The following is a 17,632-nucleotide window of genomic DNA, read 5'->3' as shown; positions in this document are numbered from 1 at the left end:
TCAAATATGGCCAAAAACTACCTGATTTATAAAGATTTTTTTAAATTTCACCCGAAGAGCCCGAACGAGAAATAGGTCGGCCAGGACGGCTTTCGCTCACCCGACGGTCGGTTTTTTTTTGCAGTTCAGCAACAAAACCCGCATCCCCCAGCGCCCAGCCATGCAGCGCGGCGCCGGTCATGCGCGCTTCTTGTGACGCGCTCAGGCCGGCGCGCACCATTTCGGCGTATGCCGCCTCGCGTGCAAAGGGCGTGTTGCCCAAGCCCCAGTACAGCGCATGGGGTGTGAGGCGACGGTCTTGAGCCAACCCAATGTAGTGTCGGTGGCTTGACCAGGCGAAGTCCTGGGGCTGCGCCACCATGCCAGCGCGCACCGGGTTCAAGTCGATGTAGGCCATGCAGGCGAGCAGATACGGCTCTGACTGGATCAGCGTGGATTTGTAGCGCCCTTCCCACAGCGTGCCGCTGCGGTGGTGCAAATCGTTGAAGTACCGCACGTAACGCCGCCCCACCGCCTGCATCATCTGCGGTACACCGTCCTCGGTTTCAGGTGTCAGCAACAGGTGAAAGTGGTTGTCCATGATCACATAGGCGTGCAGCGCCACCTGGTGCTTCACCGCGTTTTCAGCCAGCAGATCCAGCAGGGTTTCGCGGTCCTGGTCGCTGGCCACAACGGGCTGGCGGTTGTTGCCCCGCTGGATCACGTGGTGCGGGTAGCCGGGAACGGTCAGTCGGGGAAGTCGGGCCATGAACTCGCTGTGGTCGGTGGGTTTGGGGTCTGACCCCCATTATCCATGGCCGCCACCACTTGCGGTGACGTTAGATGAACCGGCTGGTCTGCCCGACGATGAGCTTGGCCAGTTCGTCCAGCGCTGCGGTGTTCAGCTGAGCCACGGTGTAACGGGTGGTGGCAATTTCGAGCCCTCCCACCGCGGCCAGGCGAATATCAAAACTGCCGTTGTCGTGGTCGGGCGTCACACGCACGCTGGCGCGGGCGGCCATGTCGTGCTCAAACACGATCGACTGCAGGCGGTTGGTTTCTGGGTGGCGCAGCTCTTGGCGGTCGTGGCGCACCTGCCCGGCCCGCAATCGGCGCTCTACCCGCTCCAGATCGGGCGGAAAGTTGACGCTCACGCGGCCTCTCGGCAGGCCGGGCGCCAGCACCGCCGCTGTTTCAGCAGGCTCAAGGCGCCAGCCCAACGCCAGATAGTCAAACACCTCTTTGCCTCGCAGCGTTTTTTTGCGCGCGTCAAACCGGAAATCGGTCTGCTTCATGGCTGGCCAAGGTGCTTTGCCGTCCAGGCTCAGGCTGACCGCTGCGGGCTCGATCACATTGAGCTGGCGCGGCAGTTCCATGAAGTAGTGCCACACCGTCTTGCACGCAGCCTCGGTGGCGTCGGTGTTGGAGTCCAGATGCTGAAGCTCATCGCCCTGCCGCGTTTGCAGCGTCTGCGCTTGTTGCTTGAGCTGGTTCAAAAAGCTCATGTGAAATTCCCTGTCGGCACATTGGGCCGCCCTCTTCGGAGCAATCCCGTGGATGAATATGGGTCAAAGTTTAGCGGCTCACCGCCGCGCTCAAGCTGATGCCGGGTGCACAGTCCGTTTATGCCAGGCGACCTGCAGCTTTCTGGCTGTCCACACCCCAAGCAAGGAGCATGCGCCTGTGGCCACCCATGTCCAGTGCCAGCCGCCCACCCGCATGGCCAGCCACGCTACCAGGGGCGGGCCGAGAAACTGACCCAGTGACGAAAATTGCTGCATCCAGCCCACGGTGGTGGACACGGTGTCTTCACCGGGCGCCAGGACCACGGCAAGACCAAACAAGGTGCCCGGGATCAGCCCACCCACCCCGGAAAAAACCAGCACAGCCAGGTATTGCCACACCGGATGGCCCTGCGCGGCAAACGCCACCCAGGCGCCAAGCGCCATGGCGCCATAGGCCACCGTCAAGATCAGGCCGGGCTGAATGCCCCGCGCCAGCAGCCGCCCGGCACCAATGTTGCCCACCATGTTGATGCCCGCGGCCAACGCGCTCAGCATGCCCACCACCGCACCGCTGTAACCCGCCTGGCTGTAAATGGTGGGCAAGAAGCCCACCACCGCCAGCCACTGGCCAGAATACAAAAAGAAAGCCACCGCAACCAGCCACGGAGCGGGCGCACGCAAGGTGCGCGAGAGTCGCGGCCACAAGCGCGCCGGTGGCGGCTTCGCCTGGCCAGCCACCGATGCCGGCACCCAGCGCAGCAACGCGCCGGCCGCACACAACGACACCGCGGCCAGCGTCAGCCAGGCCCAGCGCCAGCCCACCAGCTGGATCAAAGGCGCGCCGAGGAGCAATGCCAGAGCCGTGCCCAGCGGCATGTAAGCACCCCACCAACCCAGCGCGCGGGCCAGGGTGGGTGCGTGGGCCACCCGCTGGCGCAACAAGCCGGGCGCGGGCAATACCGCCATCAAAAAGCCCATGCCCTCCACCACCCGGGTAAGCAGCAGCAGGTTCACATTGGGCGCCGCAGCGCCCAGTGCGCTGCCCAGCGCCAGTAGCACCAGACCCGCCAACATCACCCGGCGCGTGCCCAGCCGGTCGGCCATCAGGCCCACCACCAAACCCAGCGTCATGCCCGCCAGCTGCACCAGCGACAGCAAAAACCCCGCTTGCACAAGCGTGAGACCCAGCGCATCGCGCAGCACCGGAATAGCCACTGGCAGCTTGCCCACATGCAAAGCACAGGTGACACCTACCGCCACCACCAGCGCCGCCAGCCGGCGCGCTTGAGCAGCCGCGTCCACGCCCAACCGGGCAGCGTGGCCGGTGGTCACGGAAAGATCACCGCGCCAAACAGCCGCTCGTGCTCGCGAATGGCAAAGCGGTCGGTCATGCCTGCAATGTAGTCCGCCACGGCCCGGGCATGGTGCTGGCTGCGGCCATGCGCTTCGGGCAATTCTTTTGGGGCATTCAGGTACAAATCAAACAAGTCAGCCACCACACGGCGCGCGCGGTCGGTGGTTTCCACCACCTGTGGGTGGCGGTACAGGTTGCGCAGCAAAAATGTCTTCAGCACTTGGGAGCGCTCGCGCATACCCGGCGAAAAAGCCACCAGCCCTGGGCTGCTGCGCACATGGTCCAGGCTCTGTACGCCCGAGGCGCTGATCAGCGCGCGGGTGGTGTCGATCACGTCATACACCTGATCGCTCAGCATCAAACGTATGGTTTCAAACAACAACCGCCGCCCGGCCAAAAGGGGATGCGCCGCCAGCGCTTGCAGGCGGTAATGCTCAAACAAAGGCACTTCGCCCAGCTGCTCCATCGTCAGGAGACCGGAGCGCACGCCGTCGTCAATATCGTGGGCGTTGTAGGCAATTTCGTCGGCCAGGTTGCACAGCTGGGCCTCCAACGAAGGCGAACCGCCCTGCAGAAAGCGCTGCGCCACGCCACCCGGCTCCTGCGCCTCAAGCCGCTGCGCATTGGCGCGTGAACAATGCTTCAAGATGCCCTCACGGGTTTCAAAGCTCAGGTTCAACCCGTCAAACGCCGGGTAGCGCTCCTCCAGCTCGTCCACCACGCGCAAGCTTTGCAGGTTGTGCTCAAACCCCCAGGCTTCGGGTTCTCCACGGCCTTCGGCACTTGAAAGCCGCTTCAAGCAGGTGTGCAGCGCATCCTGGCCAGCATGGCCAAACGGCGTGTGCCCCAGATCGTGCGCCAGGGCTACCGCCTCCACCAGGTCTTCGTTCAACCGCAGCGAGCGGGCAATGCTGCGCCCCAGCTGCGCCACTTCCAGTGAGTGGGTGAGGCGCGTGCGAAACAGGTCTCCCTCGTGGTTCAGAAACACTTGGGTCTTGTAAACCAATCGCCGAAACGCGGTGGAGTGGATCACCCGGTCACGGTCGCGCTGAAACGCGGTCCGGGTCGGCGCCTCTGGTTCCGGGAAACGGCGTCCACGGCTTTGCGTGGGGTCGCAGGCGTAAGGGGCCAACCCCGCGGGCCGTCCAGCTTGCGGCGTCATGTGCGGGCGCAACTGGCTTCAATCACGCGCCCCACCACCTCATCTGGAGCACCGCGCACCACCGCCTTGCCAGGGCCGTCAATCAGCACAAATTTGATTTCACCGGCTTCAGATTTCTTGTCCACGCGCATCAGCGCCAGATAGCGGCCCACGTTGTCTTGCGCGTCCAGCACCGGCGCCACGGTGGGCAATCCGGCCCGGCTAATCAATGCCGTCAAGCGATCCACAAAAGCCTTGTCCACCAGATCCAATGCGTGCGAAAGCCGCGCCGCCATCACCATGCCGCAGCCCACCGCTTCGCCATGCAGCCATTGGCCGTAGCCCATGCCCGCCTCAATGGCATGGCCAAAGGTATGCCCAAAATTCAAAATGGCGCGCAGTCCCGACTCGCGCTCGTCTTGCCCCACCACCAGCGCTTTGATCTCGCAGCTGCGTTTCACCGCGTGGGCCAGTGCCTGCGGCTCGCGCGCCATCAGCGCGCCTATGTTGGCCTCAATCCAGTCCAGAAACGCCATGTCCGCGATGGGCCCATATTTGATGACCTCGGCCAAACCCGCGCTGAGCTCGCGCTCCGGCAGCGTCTTGAGCGTGTCCAGGTCACAAACGACGCGCTGCGGCTGGTAAAACGCGCCAATCATGTTTTTTCCCAGCGGGTGGTTGATGGCGGTCTTACCGCCCACCGAAGAATCCACCTGCGCCAGCAAGGTGGTGGGCACCTGCACAAACGGCACCCCGCGCATGTAGCTCGCGGCGGCAAAGCCGGTCATGTCGCCCACCACACCGCCACCCAGCGCAAACAGCACCGTTTTGCGGTCGCAGCCATGGCCCAGCAAGGCATCAAAGATCAGGTTGAGCGATTCCCACGTCTTGTACGACTCTCCGTCGGGCAACACCACCGTGTGGATGACGGGGTAACGAGGCGTCAGCGCAGCAGCGAGGCGCTGCGCATACAAAGGCGCCACGGTTTCGTTTGTCACGATCACCGCACAAGCCGCTGCCGGCAGGCCCACATAGCTAGAAGCCTGATCAAACAGCTGGTCGCCAATCAAAATGCCGTAACTGCGATCGCCAAGGGCAATCTCGACCTGCTGGGTCGGCATGGATCGCGTTTGAATAGGGTGCGGAGTCTTCGTGTTCATAGCCCTGAAGTTTAGGCCCTGAACAACCACCGCCCACGGCCGGTGGCGCCACAGCGACGCAAGATGAGCCAAGACTCCGCCCCCTTCAGTCTGCACGCCCGCTGACGCTCGTCGCAGAGCGACTATCCCAGGCGTGGGGCGCCTACCGTTTCAGCGGGCGCCGTCGAGGGAACCAACCCGGCCAACTCCAGTTGCATCACGATCATGTTCACCAAGGAAGCGACCGAAGGTCGACCCGTTTCAATGATGAAATGCGCCGTTTCCCGGTAAAGCGGGTCGCGCGCCGCGTACAGGTCACGCAAGCGCTGCAACGGGTCAGCCACCTGCAACAGCGGCCGGTTGCGGTCATGGCGCAAACGCCGAAACACCTCTTCAGGCGCGGACCGCAGGTAGATCACCTGCCCACGGTCGTGCAAATGGGCGCGGTTCACAGCGCGAAGCACCGAACCACCGCCCGTTGACAGCACACAGGCTTCCCCCTGTGTCAACTCGTCAAGCACGGCCTCTTCAACGTCACGGAAACGCTCCTCGCCCTCCCGCTCGAAGAACTCACGGATCGAACAGCCAATACGCTGCTCTATCACGTAGTCGGAATCAAGGAAGGGAAGCAAAAGACGCCGGGCGAGGTGGCGCCCAACGGTGGATTTGCCTGAGCCAGGGAGGCCGATCAAGGTGATCAATACAGAACCTACTGTGCAAACAGTTATGGGACCGTGACAGACAGCGCAGACTCTTTGCCCTGAATAGCAGCCTTCAGTAAGACCACCTCACCACCCGAGCACTGATCCAAAACAATCTGATGGAGCGTCGGCTCCGTACTATTTCCAACAGTGCTACCCAACAGCCTCGCAGAACAGGACCCAAAGCTGTTTAAAACCTCCACCGACAACGATGCATTGGACGGAAGTGGATTCCCGTTGAAATCAGCAAGCCGCACAACCAGACCATTGCGGGCAGCCGTTAGGACAGCCGTCTGTTTGATTGAAGGTATCGTGGGATCGTAGAGGCCAGGCTGCCCAATTTCACCACCAGAGAAAATAATGACGATCTGCCGCCGAACCTTTGTCGCACCATTCCAGGCGCCGTTACAGGTGTTTTGAGCAGAAAGACCAACATTCGAATTGGTCGGGCACGCCGCCGACCCTGGCGCCACACGTATGGGGTAGGTAAATTCACCCTCATTCGTACCAGTCACCAAGTTTTGATAAGCCTCAGAAAAATTGCCGTTCTCATCTTTGTCCATAAATGGAATCCCGAGATCCTCGAACAACTCCCCGGCGTCGTACCTGTTGTTGAAATTCGCATCAACAAATGACTCTTCACCGTCAGCGTATGCCAGAACGGTCACCCGTCCAGGCCTTGGATCGCCAAGTGGTGAACCCAATGGACGGTAGTTTTGACCAACCAGTCGAACACTGCAACGGCCGTTGGTACCAATCACGCAGCTGCTGGACCCTGAAGTGACCAGCTGTCCACCTTCGGCAACAAAAACAATCGGCGTGCCAGGAGGAACTGGGTTGCCCTGGCGATCTGCTGCAAAGACACTGATTTCAGTTTCGTTGCCGTTAAACCCGCTGGTAAACTGGCCGCCCACATAGTAATTGAGCTGGGTTGCCGAAATATCGAAAAACCGCTGAGTCGGCAATCCAGTCTGAATCGTCAACAAGTTCGAGTCTGTGTAGATTGTGGGTGCATCATCAAGGCTTGCACGCACCTGCACAGTTGCAGGCAGGGTACCGGAACACACCGAAAAACGGACGATGCCATTTTCGTCCGAATTCACTGCCAAATGTGGACTGTCACAAAAATTGATTCCCCCATCCGTATTTGTGAGAGCGGCACTTACTGCTTTGGTTGCGACACCTTCACCGATACTATTTACGACTTTGAAAGAAACAATTGAAGTCTTTACCCCGGTGGATCCATCTTGGTAAATTCGCGAGGGACTCGCCGAAACAAACTCTAAGCTGGTGATTGGTGGGGCCGTAACCCTGTAGCTCGCCTGTTCAGAACTTGCGTTGTAGGAAGCAGTTACTACACAGTCGCCCTCAACGTTTGTTTGCACAACCGCTGTTGCTCGACCAAACGAGTCCACAAGAGCAGTTGCAGGCGATACCTCTCCACAGGTGCTACTGAAGGATACACCAACCGAGTTAGATGCCGCTGCGGCCCCGTTTACCAGCACACTCACAGAGGCAACCAATGACTGACCTTTTTGTAGCACATTTGGAGATACCGACATATTTTGCAACTGAACCGTTCCAGGTGAAATCTCTAGAAACAATTCTTTCGTAACTTCAGTGCCATTCAAAGTTACCGTAGCCTTAGCAGTCACAATCCCTTGCGATACCACCGAAGCAGGTGCAACTTTGATGGTGGCAACACCTGCACGCGTGAGCGCAACGCCATTGACAGGCACCAACACTGCTTCTGTCGAGTCGAGACTGAAAACAACCCGAGCCATGTCAACAGCAGCACCCGCAGCATCCCTAACGCTCACTCTCAAGGACAGCTCATCTGTTTGAGAAAGCCTGTTATCTGCCACCACTGTTCCGTCTGCTCTCACAAGGGAGAAAGTCATGGTTCCGGCCAGTGCTGCGCTCGCGATTGGTGACGTTGTGCCTACACCAGTGCCTCCAACAACAGTGTACCACCACCGCCTCCACATGCGGTCAAAGCCAATGCCAGCATGCCGCCTAAAATCAAGCTTAATATTTTCATCATGACTACCCAAACTTAAATATCAAATAACTTTTAGATCAACGCATCACGCCACGGTCTGAAATTACACGCGGCGTGATAAACACAAGCAATTCCGACTTATTGGATGTCTTGCTCTTGTTCTTGAACAAATTACCCAAGACCGGCAGATCACCCAGCAGGGGAACTTTGGTGGTGTCGTCGATTTCGATCAATTCAAAAATACCGCCAATCACCACCGTGCCGCCGTTTTCAACCAGCACCTGCGTTTGGATGTGTTTGGTGTTGATGGCGATACCCGCTGCCGTGGTCTCACCTCGGCTGTCTTTGTTGACATCCACGTCCAGAATGATGCTGCCTTCAGGCGTGATTTGCGGCGTGACTTCCAGCTTCAGGTTGGCCTTGCGGAACGAGATGGCGGTGGCGCCACTGGACGTTGCAGTTTGGTAGGGGAACTCGGTACCCTGCTCGATGAGCGCTTTCACTTGGTCAGCAGTGACCACGCGGGGGCTGGAAACAATTTTTCCTCGGCCGTCAGCTTCCAGTGCTGAAATTTCAAGGTTCAGGAACCGGTTGGCCGCAGAACTGAACAGGGAAATGGCGAACGCAGCCGGCGCGAAGCCGCCGGCTCCGGTTGATGGGAGGTTCACGAAGGACGTGTTGATGGTGTCCAGCGTGTTTTCGCTTTCCAGCGTGGTGCTGGACACCGCGTTGTAGCTGCCACCGATGGCGAGGCGGTTGCTCCCGCCCACGGAATAACCGGCGTCGCCACCCCGAATGCCGCGCAGGTCGCTGCCACCAAGCCGAACACCCAGGGAGCGGCCAAAACGGTCATCGGCTTCAACGATACGCGCCTCGATCAAAACCTGGCGAATGGGGATGTCAAGACGGGCAATAAGGTCTTGCACCTGCTCCAGTTTGGACGGAATGTCCGTTACAAACAGCTGGTTGGTGCGCGGCTCAGCGATGACACTACCGCGTGGCGACAAAATGCGGGCGCTATTGCTGCCGGTGCCGCCCGAACCACCGCCGGTGATTTGCGTCGCAATGTCAGCAGCCTTGGCGTAATTCATCTGGAAGCCTTGCGTGCGCACGGTTTCCAGGCTTTCAATGGACGCTTTGGACTCCAGCTCTTGTTTTTCGCGAGCAGCAATTTCGTCTTTGGGCGCGATCCAGAGCACGTTGCCCGATTTGCGCATGCCCAGGCCTTTGGCCTGCAAGATGATGTCAAGCGCTTGGTCCCAAGGCACATCTTTCAGGCGCAAGGTGACCGCGCCAGAGACGGAGTCGGACGTGACAACGTTGAAGTTGGTGAAGTCAGCGATCACTTGCAACAGCGAGCGCACTTCAATGTTCTGGAAGTTCAGTGACAGCTTTTCACCGTTGTAGCCAGGGCCTTGCGTCAGTTTGGACGGGTCAACCTTTTGCTCGCGCACTTCCAGCACAAACTGGTTGTCGCTCTGGTAAGCCGAGTGTTCCCAGTTGCCTTTTGGCGTTACGACCATGCGAACACGGTCACCTGTTTGCGAGGTGCTGACCGTTTGCACAGGCGTGCCAAAGTCAGTCACGTCCAGCCGGCGGCGCAAGCCTTCGGGCAGTGACGTTTTCAGGAAGTCGACCACCAGGTTTTGACCTTGTTGGCGAATGTCTACCCCCACCTGGCTGTTGGCCAACTCGACGACGATGCGCCCGGAGTTGCCGACACCACGGCGAAAGTCGATGTCTTTGAGAGCAGCCGTGTCGCGGTTGCGGCTTTCGGCAAAGGCGGCTTGGGTAGCGGGCGCGGCAACAATGGCGTCGGAACGATCAAGCACCACAATGAGGGACTTGCCTTCCACCTTGGCTTGGTAGGCTGCCGGTTGCTTGAGGTTGATCACCACGCGGGTGCGGTCCCCCGCTTGCACCACATTGGCCGAACGCAGGTTGCCCTGGTTCATTTCGATGGTGTTGCGGCCTATGTTGTTGACCACACCTGGAAAGTCCAACGCAATCCGGGCGGGCGCCTGAATGGTGAACCCGGTGGGTACGGCCGCCAGAGGTTCGCTGGTTTCAATGCGAATGACTTCTACGCCACCTTGGACGCCCCCGGTCAGCGACTGAATCGCATTTTGAGCCTGGGCCCAAACAGTGGTCAGCGCCATGGAGGCGAAGACGGCGCCTCTGAGCACCGAGCGCTCCCATGCTCCGATTTTTTGGGCCATGTTGGGCTTGATCATTTAGACGCTTCCTCTTGTAGCTGCAGCGCCGCAGGGCGCTCGGTCCATTCACCGGCGGAGTCCTGCACGATTTCTCGCAGCGTGACTTCGGTTTCCGTAATTTTGTTCACACGCCCATAGTTCTGGCCCAGATAGCTTCCAGCCCGAACTTGGTAAAGCAGGTTGTCCACCTTGACCAGCGCCACCAGCTGGCCTTGGCGGTTCAGACTGCCCACCATGGTCATGGTGTCCAGCGGGTAGGCTTCCAGAGGTTGCTTGCGGCGGTTGAGCTCGGGTTCGATCAGCGCTGAGTTGACGATCGTGGTGCCGGGGCTGCCACGCAGCACACTCGCCAGCTTTTCGCTGCTGAATGGCTCCAGCATGCGCTCGCCGCCGTAGGTTTGCGGGATGAATTTCGTGGGCTCAGGTATGGGTTTGACCTGGGGTTTGATCCCGTTGCGCTCGGATTGCATCCAGGCCTGCAACTCGTCCTGACCGGAGGCTGTGCAGCCCCCCAAGGCCACCAGGCAGCCCACGCTCAAAGCGAGCAAAAGATTCTTGGCCGGCATCACTTCTTGACCTCTTTGGACTTTTGCTGAATGGCCACTTCTTCGGGGTCCAGATAGCGGAAGGTCTTGGCCGTGCAGTCCATGGTGAGCACGCCTTCACGGTCCCTGATGGGTGTCAGCGTGAGGTTGTTGAGCGTCACGATGCGGGACAGGTTGGCGATGTCGGCTGCGAAGAGACCGATGTCGTGGTAGGTGCCGGTGACTCGAACGGCAATGGGCAACTCGGCGTAATACTCTTTCACGAGCACCTGACCCGGGCGGAACAACTCGAATTGAAGGCTGCGACCCAGGCCCGCCTGGTTGATGTCGGACAGCAAGGCATCCATTTCGGCCTTGCTGGGCAACTGGCGCTCAAGCTGGTTCACATATTGCTGAACCTGCTCCAGTTGCTTCTTAAGCGCATCCAGGTTGACGGCCTGCACCAGCTTGCTGCGGTAGTCGGTGCGCAGTTGTTCTTCACGGGTTTTTTCGGCCAACAACTCTTCATCAGACGCCTTGAGCCAGGCGAACCACAGGCCCGCAATGACGGCCACGCACACGGCGACATACAAGAGGTTGCGCGGCACAGCTGGCCACTGTGATGGGTCGTTGGGATCCAGTCCTGAGAACTGGGTTTTGAGTTGTTCCTGGATTTCTTTGAAATCCACGTTGATCTGGGGCATTTTGGCCATGGTGGGTCGGTGCCTCAATCAGACTTTGCCAGGCACGACAGGCGCCGCAGTGGCCGTTCCCGGTGCCGTGGTTGCAGCGGCTGACGGCCGGACCAACGCGACACGAATGGTGAAGTTGGACACGCGCCGCTGGTCTTTGTTTGGGCCCACCACGTTGGCAGCCACGATTTCCACCAGCTCCGGGCGGCTCAGCCATGGACTGTTGTTGCCCAGATTGCGCAACAACTCAGAAACACGCTCTTGGGATTGCGCAACACCTGTGAGCAGCACGCTCTGGTTTTCCTGCTTCATGTTGCTGAGGTAAATGCCGTCAGGCAACTGCGCCACCAGCTCGTCCAACAGGTGCACCGGCAGGTTGCGGTCACCTTGAAGATCCTCAACAGCTGTCTGGCGCGCACGCAGCGATGCGATTTCTTTTTGCAGACTAGCAATGTCTTTGATCTCGACATCGAGCTTGGCAATCTCGCGCTGCAAGAAGCTGTTGCGCTCTTGCTGGATTGTGATTTGGCCTTGGTACCAGGTGAACACAGCACCGCAAATGATGCCGCCCAGCAGCGCCGACAGACCCAACTGGGTAAAGAACTGCTCTTTTTGCCGCTTTCGGGCCGCCTCGCGGTGAGGCAACAGGTTGATCAAGATCATTGGTAAAACCTCCGCAAGGCCAAGCCCGTGGAGGTCAGGTACGAAGGCGCCTCGCGCGAAATTTTGCGGGCGTGCACGGTAGAGGCCATTTCCATGGCGTCAAAAGGATTGATCACCATGCAGGCGAAAGACGTTTGGTGCGTGACAGCGTCGGTCAAACCTGGCAGGGCGGCACTGCCCCCGGCCAACAGAATGTGGTCCACCTTGTTGTACGGCGTGCTCGTGAAGAAGAACTGAAGCGCTCGCCCAATTTCTTGCGACATGCTCTCAATGAAGGGACCCAAAACGGCCGACTGGTAGTCTTCTGGCAAATCGCCCGAACGCTTTTTGGCTTCTGCTTCGTCCGAAGAAAAGCCATATTGGCGAACGATCAGCTGGGTAAGTTGCGCGCCACCAAAGGCCTGGTCGCGCTCATAGAGCACGTCGTCGTTGCGCATGACCTGCATGCTGGTGGTGAGTGCGCCCACTTCAAACAAAGCAACCAGGGAGTCAACGCCTTGATTGGGCAGCGTTTCAATGACACGACCCGCCGCCATGCGCGAAGCGTAGGACTCCACATCCATCACAACCGGCTTGAGGCCCGCAGCTTCTGCAAGGCCCTGGCGGTCGGACACTTTTTCTTTGCGGGATGCCGCAATCAGCACCTCGACATCGCCTACCGAGCTAGCGCTAGGGCCAATCAGGCAGAAGTCCAGACTCACTTCGTCAAGGGAAAACGGAATGTATTGGTTTGCTTCAGATTCAACCTGGGCTTCCAGCTCTTTGTCTGACAGACCGCCTGGAAGGATGATTTTTTTGGTGATGACCGCTGATGCGGGCAAAGCCATCGCCACATTTTTGGTTTTGCTGCCGCTTTTTCGCACCACGCGGCGCACAGCTTCGGCAACTTCATCGAATTTTTCGATGTTGCCGTCGGTGATCCACCCTCGCTCAAGGGGCTCAATGGCGCAACGCTCCAGGACCAGATCGCCGGCGCGATTGCGACCAAGCTCGACCAGCTTCACACTGGAAGAACTGACGTCAATGCCCAACATCGGTGCCGGTTCCCGGCTAAATAACGACCCCAATGAGATCAAGGCGACCCCCAAAAATGACGGCGCAACGATGCACCAAACTTAAGATTTCACTTGAATGCTAGCAGTAAGCCCCTTGTGCAGCAAAGATTTTTTGCCTTTGACACAAAAGGAAGCGTTGCCAAAAGCATACGTATTTTTGACCTGTTTGATCGCCTGCCACGCGACAGAAGGCCGCCCGATACACAACAACTCACAATATGGGCGCTTGCACTGGCATCCACACAACAACGGATTTTTATAATTCGCTACCGACCGACAGATCATCCGCATGCCCAAAGACGAACGCGCCACCCCTCACCAATCCTCAACGCCAGTATCTGCGGGACGCACGGTGGTCATCTGGATCGGTCGCCTTGCGGTGGGTCTGGCCGGACTGGCGGTGGCTGGCGGCATTGGCCTTTTGATGGTGATCGGTATCGCCTTGGCTGTGGCCTACCCCAACTTGCCCGACGTGGCCGACCTGGCCGACTACCGCCCCAAGCTGCCGCTGAGGGTCCTCACGGCCGACGGTCAGTTGATTGGCGAGTTCGGTGAAGAGCGCCGCAACCTGTTGACGATCCGGGAAATACCGGACGTGATGAAGAACGCGGTGCTGGCGATTGAAGATGCCCGTTTTTTCGAGCACAGCGGAGTGGATTACCGCGGCATGATGCGGGCGGCGCTGGCCAATCTGGGGCAAGCCAAGAGCCAGGGCGCGTCCACCATCACGATGCAGGTGGCGCGCAATGTGTACCTGTCGGCTGAAAAAAGCTACACCCGCAAGATTTATGAGGTGCTGCTGACGTTCAAGCTGGAACACATGCTGACCAAGGAACAGATCCTTGAGATTTACATGAACCAGATTTTTCTGGGACAGCGCGCTTACGGTTTTTCCACCGCCTCCCAGACCTATTTTGGCAAGCCGCTGAAAGATGTGACGATTGCCGAAGCCGCCATGCTGGCGGGCTTGCCCAAGGCACCTTCTGCCTACAACCCCATCAGCAACCCCAAGCGTGCGCGCAGCCGCCAGCTGCACATCATTGACCGCATGCTTGAAAACGGCTTCATCACCCAGGCCGAGGCCGACGCAGCAAAGGTTGAGCCGCTCAAGCTGCGTCAGAACGGTGTTCAACCCACCATCCATGCCGAATTTGTGGCCGAAATGGTGCGTCAGGCCATGGTGGCGCAATACGGGGAAGAGGCCTACACGCGCGGCCTGAACGTGACGACCACGGTACGCTCCCGCGCACAGCAGGCTGCCTACCGCGCCGTGCGCGAAGGTGTGCTGGACTACGAACGGCGCCAAATTTACCGGGGCCCCGAGCTGTTTGTTGACTTGCCGGCAGAAAAAGCAGCACTGGACGACGCGATTGATGATGCCCTGAACGACCGGCCTGACAACGGCGACCTGATGTCGGCCGTGGTGCTGGAAGCCAGTGCGCGCCGGGTGGTGGCTGTTCGGCAGGATGGCGAACCGTTTGAAATCACAGGCGAGGGCCTGCGCCCGGCCCAGTCCGGCTTGTCAGACAAGGCCGGACCCAACATCAAGATCCGTCCGGGTGCCGTGATTCGGGTGGTGAAAAGCGGAGAAAAAAGCTGGCGCATCACCCAGTTGCCGGAAGTGGAGTCGGCCTTTGTGGCCATGGACCCGCGAACCGGTGCCATTCAGGCCTTGGTGGGCGGTTTCGATTTTCAGAAAAACAAGTTCAACCATGTGACGCAAGCCTGGCGCCAGCCTGGCTCCAGCTTCAAGCCCTTCATTTACTCAGCGGCTTTGGAAAAGGGTGTGTCGCCCATGACCGTCATCAACGATGCACCCCTCTTCTACAGCGCAGGTCAAACGGGCGGCAAACCCTGGGAGCCCAAAAACTACGATGGCCGTTTTGAAGGCCCCATGTCGGTGCGCCGTGCATTGGCCAAGTCCAAAAACATGGTGTCGATCCGGGTGCTGCAACTGGTGGGCACCCAAAGTGCGCAGGAGTGGGTCTCGCGCTTTGGGTTTGACGCCGAAAAACACCCCCCGTACCTCACCATGGCGCTGGGCGCGGGTTCCGTCACGCCGATGCAAATGGCCACGGGCTACGGGGTATTTGCCAACGGCGGGTACCTTGTCTCGCCCACGCTGATCACCCGCGTCGTGGAGCACAAAGGCAAGGTGCTGTTTGAGGCGCCCCAGGTCGAGCTCTTGGAAACCCAGCGCGCCATCGATACCCGCAACGCCTTTGTCATGAGCAGCTTGCTGCAGGAGATCACACGCACCGGCACCGCTGCCCGCGCCCAAGCCACACTGAAACGCCCAGACCTATACGGCAAAACCGGCACCACGAACGATTCGGTGGACGCCTGGTTTGTGGGCTACCAGCCGACCGTCGTGGCAGCCGCCTGGGTGGGCTACGACACGCCGCGCAACCTGGGCAGCCGCGAAACGGGCGGTGGGTTGAGCCTGCCGATCTGGATCAACTACATGGCCGAAGCGCTGAAAGATGTGCCTGTGGCCGAATACACACCGCCGTCTGGCTTGATCAACGTAGGGGGTGAATGGTATTTTGAAGAATATGGGCCAGGCAACGGCGTCAGAGGGTTGGGGTTGAACGATCCTTGGCCGGGCGCAGTGTCGAACGATGCAGCTCAGTCCGAGCAACCCGGCGCTGCTGCACCCGCCCTAGAACCAGAAGACCGCCGCAGCATTCTCGACCTGTTCAGGAACTGAAAACCAGCGGCAACCCAGACTGTTCGCTGGCGTAGCGCGAGAGATTGGCAAAGAACTCGCCCTGTCCCTTGGTGTCCATCCAGGCAGCACCATCGCCATCGTATTGGTAGTGGAATCCACCCGCACGGGCAGCCATCCACACTTCGTGCAGCGGTTTCTGCAGGTTGATGATGATCTGGCTGCGGTTGGCAAACGTCAGCGTGATCATGCCCCCCACGCGCTGGTTGTCGATATCGGCGTCGGTGGTGTCGTTGATGCGGTCGCAGGTGAGCTCGATGGCCCGCAGGAGCGCCTCGGCGCGGTCCAGAAATTCGATGTCGGTCATTACAATGGGCTCATGTTGGATTTGCACCGAATTTTAGGCGGCACAGCTTGTGCGGGGCGCAAGTGCGCGCTTGCCGCCCTGCTGGGCGCCGGGTTGCTGTTGGCGGGCTGCGGCCAAAAAGGACCGCTTTTTTTGCCCGCTGCGACAAGCGCAACCCCACCTGCAGCGGTTGAGTCCAACAGCACTGACACGGACTCGAGCAACGCCACAACCGGACGCTAACCGTTCCTTCGGCCCAACCCACTCGGTTCGTGCCTCGTTGCCGCCCCGGTTGGCCGACCCACTCCTTCTGCCAAATTTCTTTCATGCCCATCACTTCTGGCGCTGTGCCCACGACACTCCCCCCGTTTTTCAGCTACCAGAACGGACAACTCATGGTTGAAGGATTGGCGCTGCATGCGCTGGCCCAACAACACGGCACACCGCTCTTCGTTTACAGCAAGGCCGCCATCTTGGAGGCCTTGAGCGCCTACCAGCGGGGCCTGGCCGGACGCGCGCACCAGATTTGTTACGCCATGAAAGCCAACTCGACGCTGGCGATTTTGCAGACGCTGGTGCGTGCAGGATGCGGGCTGGACATCGTCTCGGGCGGCGAGCTGGAACGGGCGCTGGCGGCAGGCGTAGAGCCGGGCAAGATCATTTTTTCAGGAGTTGGCAAGACGCGTGCTGAGATGCGCCGGGCGCTGGACGTGGGCATTGGTTGCTTCAACGTGGAAAGCCGCGCTGAGCTGGATGTGCTGGACGAAGTGGCGCAAAGCATGAGCCTGCGCGCTCCCGTGAGCGTTCGCGTCAACCCCAACGTGGACGCCAAAACCCACCCCTACATTTCCACCGGTCTCAAGGGCAACAAATTTGGCATTGCTCACGAAGACGTGGTGGCCACCTACCGCCATGCGGCGGCGTGTGCAGGCCTGCGGGTGGTGGGCATTGACTGCCACATTGGCTCGCAAATCACCCAGGCAGACCCGTACCTTGACGCGATGGACCGCATCCTGGACTTGGTGGAAGCCATTGAGACCGCAGGTGTTCCCATCGCCCACATCGACTTTGGCGGCGGTTTGGGCATTGACTACAACGGCGACACGCCACCCCAGGCCGACGAGCTGTGGCAGCGCCTGCTGCTCAAACTCGATGCACGGGGCTATGGCGACCGCAAGATCTTCATTGAGCCCGGCCGCTCGCTGGTGGGCAATGCGGGTGTCTGTGTGACCGAGGTGCTGTACCTGAAGCCAGGCGAACACAAGAACTTTTTGATTGTGGATGCGGCCATGAACGACCTGCCCCGGCCCGCGATGTACCAGGCGTTTCACCAGATCGTGCCGCTGGCACCTCGCGACGAACCCACAGCCTTGTGGGACGTGGTGGGCCCGGTGTGCGAAAGCGGTGACTGGCTGGGGCGCGACCGGGCGCTGGCCGTTCAGCCGGGTGATTTATTGGCGGTGATGTCGGCGGGTGCCTACTGCATGAGCATGGCCAGCAACTACAACACCCGGGGCCGCGCAGCAGAGCTGCTGGTCGATGGGGATACCGCCACCCTCATCCGCGCACGGGAAAGCGCCACCGATCAACTGCGTTTTGAAAGCTTGCTGCCCTGAAAGACGGACAGGCCGCGGGGCACTGACGCTG

General features: G+C 59.7%; 16 protein-coding genes. 3 read left to right on the top strand and 13 right to left on the bottom strand.

Features of this window, described 5'->3' with window-relative positions; translation table 11 throughout:
- Positions 1–40 precede the first annotated feature (40 nt).
- From AC0GNR_RS07170 to AC0GNR_RS07115, 12 genes are all read right to left on the bottom strand, one after another.
- Positions 41–748 (bottom strand): REP-associated tyrosine transposase, encoded by a 708-nt coding sequence (locus AC0GNR_RS07170; protein WP_472900279.1) that lies wholly within the window; start codon positions 746–748, stop codon positions 41–43.
- A 70-nt stretch (positions 749–818) separates the two neighbouring features.
- Positions 819–1,484: a hypothetical protein gene (locus AC0GNR_RS07165; protein WP_472900278.1), complete on the bottom strand. Its 666-nt coding sequence runs from the start codon at positions 1,482–1,484 to the stop codon at positions 819–821.
- 90 nt (positions 1,485–1,574) lie between these two features.
- A complete protein-coding gene (locus tag AC0GNR_RS07160; RefSeq protein WP_472900277.1) occupies positions 1,575–2,816 on the bottom strand; it encodes an MFS transporter in 1,242 nt (413 codons plus the stop codon).
- Entirely contained in the window at positions 2,813–4,000 is a 1,188-nt protein-coding gene (locus AC0GNR_RS07155; RefSeq protein WP_472900276.1) for a deoxyguanosinetriphosphate triphosphohydrolase, read from the bottom strand. The genes AC0GNR_RS07160 and AC0GNR_RS07155 overlap by 4 nt, the downstream gene beginning before the upstream one ends.
- On the bottom strand, positions 3,997–5,100 hold the full coding sequence (aroB, locus tag AC0GNR_RS07150; protein ID WP_472900275.1) for a 3-dehydroquinate synthase: 1,104 nt from the start codon (positions 5,098–5,100) through the stop codon (positions 3,997–3,999). The genes AC0GNR_RS07155 and aroB overlap by 4 nt, the downstream gene beginning before the upstream one ends.
- A 161-nt stretch (positions 5,101–5,261) precedes the next feature.
- A complete protein-coding gene (locus AC0GNR_RS07145) occupies positions 5,262–5,819 on the bottom strand; it encodes a shikimate kinase (RefSeq protein WP_472900274.1) in 558 nt (185 codons plus the stop codon).
- A 23-nt stretch (positions 5,820–5,842) separates the two neighbouring features.
- Positions 5,843–7,720 (bottom strand): hypothetical protein, encoded by a 1,878-nt coding sequence (locus AC0GNR_RS07140; RefSeq protein WP_472900273.1) that lies wholly within the window; start codon positions 7,718–7,720, stop codon positions 5,843–5,845.
- A gap of 178 nt (positions 7,721–7,898) precedes the next feature.
- A complete protein-coding gene (gene pilQ / locus AC0GNR_RS07135) occupies positions 7,899–10,055 on the bottom strand; it encodes a type IV pilus secretin PilQ (protein ID WP_472900272.1) in 2,157 nt (718 codons plus the stop codon).
- Positions 10,052–10,603 (bottom strand): pilus assembly protein PilP, encoded by a 552-nt coding sequence (locus tag AC0GNR_RS07130; protein WP_472900271.1) that lies wholly within the window; start codon positions 10,601–10,603, stop codon positions 10,052–10,054. Before AC0GNR_RS07130 ends, pilQ begins: the two co-directional genes overlap by 4 nt.
- Entirely contained in the window at positions 10,603–11,274 is a 672-nt protein-coding gene (locus AC0GNR_RS07125) for a type IV pilus inner membrane component PilO (RefSeq protein WP_472900270.1), read from the bottom strand. The genes AC0GNR_RS07130 and AC0GNR_RS07125 overlap by 1 nt, the downstream gene beginning before the upstream one ends.
- A gap of 18 nt (positions 11,275–11,292) precedes the next feature.
- On the bottom strand, positions 11,293–11,916 hold the full coding sequence (locus AC0GNR_RS07120; RefSeq protein WP_472900269.1) for a PilN domain-containing protein: 624 nt from the start codon (positions 11,914–11,916) through the stop codon (positions 11,293–11,295).
- A complete protein-coding gene (locus AC0GNR_RS07115) occupies positions 11,913–12,992 on the bottom strand; it encodes a pilus assembly protein PilM (protein WP_472900374.1) in 1,080 nt (359 codons plus the stop codon). The genes AC0GNR_RS07120 and AC0GNR_RS07115 overlap by 4 nt, the downstream gene beginning before the upstream one ends.
- A 268-nt stretch (positions 12,993–13,260) precedes the next feature.
- On the opposite strand from AC0GNR_RS07115, the gene AC0GNR_RS07110 reads away from it, so the two are divergent.
- Positions 13,261–15,681 (top strand): penicillin-binding protein 1A, encoded by a 2,421-nt coding sequence (locus AC0GNR_RS07110; protein ID WP_472900268.1) that lies wholly within the window; start codon positions 13,261–13,263, stop codon positions 15,679–15,681.
- Here the strand turns inward: AC0GNR_RS07110 and cyaY are convergent.
- On the bottom strand, positions 15,671–16,006 hold the full coding sequence (cyaY, locus tag AC0GNR_RS07105; RefSeq protein ID WP_472900267.1) for an iron donor protein CyaY: 336 nt from the start codon (positions 16,004–16,006) through the stop codon (positions 15,671–15,673). The two genes, AC0GNR_RS07110 and cyaY, sit on opposite strands and share 11 nt — an antisense overlap.
- A 12-nt stretch (positions 16,007–16,018) precedes the next feature.
- On the opposite strand from cyaY, the gene lptM reads away from it, so the two are divergent.
- The gene (gene lptM / locus AC0GNR_RS07100; RefSeq protein ID WP_472900266.1) at positions 16,019–16,228 is read left to right on the top strand and encodes an LPS translocon maturation chaperone LptM; all 210 of its coding nucleotides are present in this window, start codon (positions 16,019–16,021) and stop codon (positions 16,226–16,228) included.
- A gap of 83 nt (positions 16,229–16,311) precedes the next feature.
- Complete coding sequence (gene lysA, locus AC0GNR_RS07095) at positions 16,312–17,601, top strand: diaminopimelate decarboxylase (RefSeq protein WP_472900265.1); 1,290 nt, start codon at positions 16,312–16,314, stop codon at positions 17,599–17,601.
- Positions 17,602–17,632: the final 31 nt, after the last annotated feature.

This window comes from Hydrogenophaga sp. LT287, assembly GCF_055702805.1.
The sequence above is the reverse complement of the archived record's forward strand: the minus strand, read 5'-3'. Positions and strand labels throughout refer to the sequence as shown.

Coding starts and splice junctions, on each gene's coding strand:
- AC0GNR_RS07120 (WP_472900269.1), bottom strand. CDS start 11,916: ATGATCTTGATCAACCTGTTGCCTCACCGCGAGGCGGCCCGAAAGCGG.
- AC0GNR_RS07130 (WP_472900271.1), bottom strand. CDS start 10,603: ATGCCGGCCAAGAATCTTTTGCTCGCTTTGAGCGTGGGCTGCCTGGTG.
- lysA (WP_472900265.1), top strand. CDS start 16,312: ATGCCCATCACTTCTGGCGCTGTGCCCACGACACTCCCCCCGTTTTTC.
- AC0GNR_RS07170 (WP_472900279.1), bottom strand. CDS start 748: ATGGCCCGACTTCCCCGACTGACCGTTCCCGGCTACCCGCACCACGTG.
- AC0GNR_RS07125 (WP_472900270.1), bottom strand. CDS start 11,274: ATGGCCAAAATGCCCCAGATCAACGTGGATTTCAAAGAAATCCAGGAA.
- pilQ (WP_472900272.1), bottom strand. CDS start 10,055: ATGATCAAGCCCAACATGGCCCAAAAAATCGGAGCATGGGAGCGCTCG.
- AC0GNR_RS07155 (WP_472900276.1), bottom strand. CDS start 4,000: ATGACGCCGCAAGCTGGACGGCCCGCGGGGTTGGCCCCTTACGCCTGC.
- AC0GNR_RS07110 (WP_472900268.1), top strand. CDS start 13,261: ATGCCCAAAGACGAACGCGCCACCCCTCACCAATCCTCAACGCCAGTA.
- AC0GNR_RS07165 (WP_472900278.1), bottom strand. CDS start 1,484: ATGAGCTTTTTGAACCAGCTCAAGCAACAAGCGCAGACGCTGCAAACG.
- lptM (WP_472900266.1), top strand. CDS start 16,019: ATGTTGGATTTGCACCGAATTTTAGGCGGCACAGCTTGTGCGGGGCGC.
- AC0GNR_RS07140 (WP_472900273.1), bottom strand. CDS start 7,720: ATGACTTTCTCCCTTGTGAGAGCAGACGGAACAGTGGTGGCAGATAAC.
- aroB (WP_472900275.1), bottom strand. CDS start 5,100: ATGCCGACCCAGCAGGTCGAGATTGCCCTTGGCGATCGCAGTTACGGC.
- cyaY (WP_472900267.1), bottom strand. CDS start 16,006: ATGACCGACATCGAATTTCTGGACCGCGCCGAGGCGCTCCTGCGGGCC.